Genomic DNA, 3,663 nt, shown 5'->3' on the forward strand with positions numbered 1-3,663 from the left:
CACCTCGAACAGGCCGTCGGTCTTGATGCCGACCTGGATCGGCACCGGGCGCAGCCGCTCGCGATCGACGTCGACGAACACGATCCGCCGCGGCCCGGAGTAGATGACGGCCGCCTCGGGGACGACCAGGCGCTCGCCGATGTGTCGCTCCACCGTGACGTCCGCGTACATGTCGGGGCGAAGGAGGAGCCCGTCGTTCGGTAGCTCGATGCGGACGCGCGCGGTGCGCGTGGCGCGGTCGAGGTAGGGATAGACGTAGGCGATCGTGCCCTCGAACGTGCGGCCGGGCAGGTGCGTGAGCGTCACGAGCGCGCGCTGGCCGACCGAGACGAACGGGATGTCCTGCTCGTAGATGTCGGCCTCGACCCACACGCGGTCGAGCGCCGCAATGCGGTAGACGCGCTGGCCCGGCTGGACGGCGGCGCCTTCGACGACCGCCTTGTCGACGACGTAGCCGCTGGCGGGCGACCGAATCGGAACCTGCTCGAGCGGCTCGCCGGCCGCGGCGATGGCGTCGATCTGGTCGTCGGTGAGGTCCCACAGGCGCAGGCGGCGCCGCGCGGCGCGTTCGAGCGCCGCGGCGCGGTCGGCGGCCGCGCCGCCGTTGGCGGCCGCGCGCGCGGCCACGGCGAGCAGCAGATCCTGCTGTGCGCTGTACAGCTCGGGGCTGTAGATCGTAAACAGCACCTGGCCGCGGCGAACGCGCTGTCCGGTCGTGTTGACCATCAGCCGCTCGATCCAGCCGCCGACCTTGAGCGTGACGTCGCTCAACCGGCGTTCGTCGTAGGTGACTCGGCCGACCGCGCGAACCTTGACGGTCAGATCGCGGCGCTCGACGAGCCCCGTGCGCAGGCCGATGAGCTGCCTCCTGCGGTGGTCGATGCGAAGCACGCCGGTGCGCAGCTCCTCGTGGGTCACCGGGATCAGGTCCATGCCGCACACCGGGCACTTGCCCGGCTTGCGGCTCTCGACCCACGTGTCCATCGGGCACGTGTAGTAGGCGACGTCGTCGTCGCCGGCGGCCGCGGCGTGGGCGTGTCGGCCGCCTTCGTCTGCCCGCACCTCGGCGCCGCAGGTCGACATCTTCTGCCCCTGGTAGGGGTTTTCGATCGAGGTGTCCGGCTGGAGCCACCGGTTGTAGTAGTCCGTGGCCATCGAACACTCGTACAGGTGCAAGCCGTCGCGCACGGCTGGATCGGCCGACACCGCCGCGACCAGGTGTTCGCTCACCGCGGCGAATTGGGCGCGAGCGGCGGCCAGGTCGCCCGCGCGAGCCAGCGCGTCCGCGGCGGCCGCCGCGTCGCGCAGGTGCGCGCGCAGACCGTCGGGCGCGTCGCCGGCGGCCGCTTCGGCCGCGCGGAGAGCCGCCGCGGCGCGGGCGGCGGCGCTCGCGACACCGTCCGTCGTGTCGTGGGCGAGCGCCGAGCGGACCGCCTCGTAGGCGGCGAGCGCCTCGCGCAAGCTCGCCCGTGCGGCGTCGCCGTAGCGGTGGGCGGGCATCGCCCGGCCGCTGCCCGGCGCGCCGCCGGAAGCGCCGCCGTGGTGGACCTCGACGAGTCCCGGCGTGCCGACGGTGAGGGTGAACTCGGCCTGGGCCGTGCCGGCCGGCGTATGCGCGGCGACGTCGACCGTCCACGTGCCGCCCATCGCCAGGTCGAAGTCGGCGCGGTACGTGCCGCCGCCCTGCTCGACGACCCGACCCTCGCTGCGCATCTCCGGCATGGAGCCCATCGCCGGCATCCACACGGACGCGGTCACGTGCGCGCCGGTCACGGGGTTGCCCGATGCGTCGCGCACGCGGATCACGAGCGCGTTTCTGCCCTGGCGGGGCGGATCCGGGCGGACGCTGACGTCGAGCGCGACGGCGCCGGTGTCGACGGTCACCGGTGGCGACGACGAGTCGCCGACCGGTTGGCCGGTGAACCAGGCGCGCAGCTCGGCGCGAAACAGGACGGCCGCGGTCGTGGCCGCGACCGCGAGGAGGATTGGGACCGCGCGCTGGCGCAGCGCCGTGCGAAGGGGGGTGGTCATGGTTGTCCTCCTGCCGCGAGGTCCCCGAGGGCCCACGCGAGGTGTGCGCGCCACCGGTAGGCGGCGGCGATCGCTTCGTGGTAGCGCAGCGCGACGGTTCGCAGTTCGCGCTCCGCGCGGATGACTTCGACGTATTCGGTGCGGTTGGCGTCGAGTCCCTGGCGGATGGCGTCGACGCGGCCGCGCGCGGCGGGCAGCGCCCGGTCGCGGTACAGCGCGGCGCTGTCGTCCGCCTCCTGGGCGCGGGCGAGCGCGGTCTGCACCTGCTCGCGGACGGAATCGGCGAACCGTTCGCGTTCGGCGTCGGTGCGCGCGACGCGCGCCCGGGCGACTTCGACGCGCGCCGCGCGCCGCGCGCGCTGCAGGGGAAGGTCGACCGCGAGCCCCACCATGATCTGGTGCTCGAGCATCGGCCACATCCGGTTGTACTTGGCGATGACCCGCACGTCCGGGTAGTCGTCGCGACGCGCCAGCGCGACCGACGCCGCCGCGGCGTCGCGCTCGTGGGCGAGCGCGCGCAGCTCCGGGCGCCGGGCCAGCGCCCGCGCGACGAGCGACTCCGGCGCCGCGTCGATCGGCGGCGGCGGCGGCAGTTCGGCGGGCGGCGGCGGCAGGGGCGCGTCCGGCCGGCGGTGCAACAGCGCGTTGATCTGCGCGACCGTCACGCGGCGGGTGGCCTCGAGCGACGCGCGGGCCGTGCGCAGCTCCGCCAGGTCGACGTCGAGCTTGAGCGCATCCTCGCGCCACGCGCGGCCGGCCTCCAGCCGGGCGGTGATCGCGGCGCGGTCAGCTCCCAGCAGGGCGATGTGGTCGGCGTTGATGTCCAGCGCGCGGTCGACGAGGTACAGCTGGTAGTACAGGTCGGTCGCCATCAGCGCGAGGCGCTGTCGCACCGCCTCGTAGTCATCGCGGCGCGCTTCCGCTTCCGCGGCGACGACCGCGCCGCGCAGTTGGCGCTTGCCGAACCAGGGCAGCGGCTGGCTGATCTCGGCCGACACGCCGATCTGGACGTCGGTGGACGCGAAGCTCAGTGGCGCGGTGGACACGACGAGCCGCGGGTCGTCGAACGACGTGGCGTCGTCGAACCGCGCGAGCGCGGCGCGCCACGCCTGGCGCGCCGCTTCGATGGACGGGTTGCGGGCGAGGGCGGCGCGGGCGAGCGCGTCGGGCGCCAGCTCGCCGACGCCGTCGAACAGCGCCTCGCCGTCGTCGACCGGGACGGCGGCGGACGGCGTGTCGTCGAACGCCGCCAGGGACTGTCGGTATGGAGTCGATGGGACGCCGCACGCCGCGGTCAAGGCGGCGGCGGCGAATGCGCGTTTCCACATGGTTCGCTCCGTGGCTCGACCTGCGAGCCGGTGAGGCGGGCGAGTGCCCGCGAAGTCCGCGCGCGCGGCGGCGACACGGGCCGGGGGCGCCCGGCGCGCTGCGCGCCGCGCACGGGCCGTGGGGCGCGGCGGCGCGCGGCCCATCGGGCGGGCACACGCCGGCGCACTCCGGGGCGGACGCGCCACGGGCCGGCGTGCGCGCGGTGTGCGGCCGGCCGGGCGTCCGCGGTGCGATCAGCGGAGCAGGGCCGCGTGGAGCGAAAGCAACGTGGTCGCCGGCGGCGCGCGGGCCCGCGACGGCCGG

Annotated in this window: 2 protein-coding genes; both read right to left on the minus strand. The window is 75.2% G+C overall.

The features are described 5' to 3' along the window. The coding region (locus tag D6689_17745; protein ID RMH39064.1) for an efflux RND transporter periplasmic adaptor subunit at positions 1–2,031 on the minus strand (2,031 nt) is incomplete at its 3' end. Continuing rightward, positions 2,028–3,503, minus strand: a complete 1,476-nt coding sequence (locus D6689_17750; protein RMH39065.1) for a TolC family protein — start codon at positions 3,501–3,503, stop codon at positions 2,028–2,030. The genes D6689_17745 and D6689_17750, both read right to left, overlap by 4 nt. Positions 3,504–3,663: the final 160 nt, after the last annotated feature.

This window comes from Deltaproteobacteria bacterium, assembly GCA_003696105.1.
GTDB lineage: Bacteria > Myxococcota_A > Polyangia > Haliangiales > J016 > J016.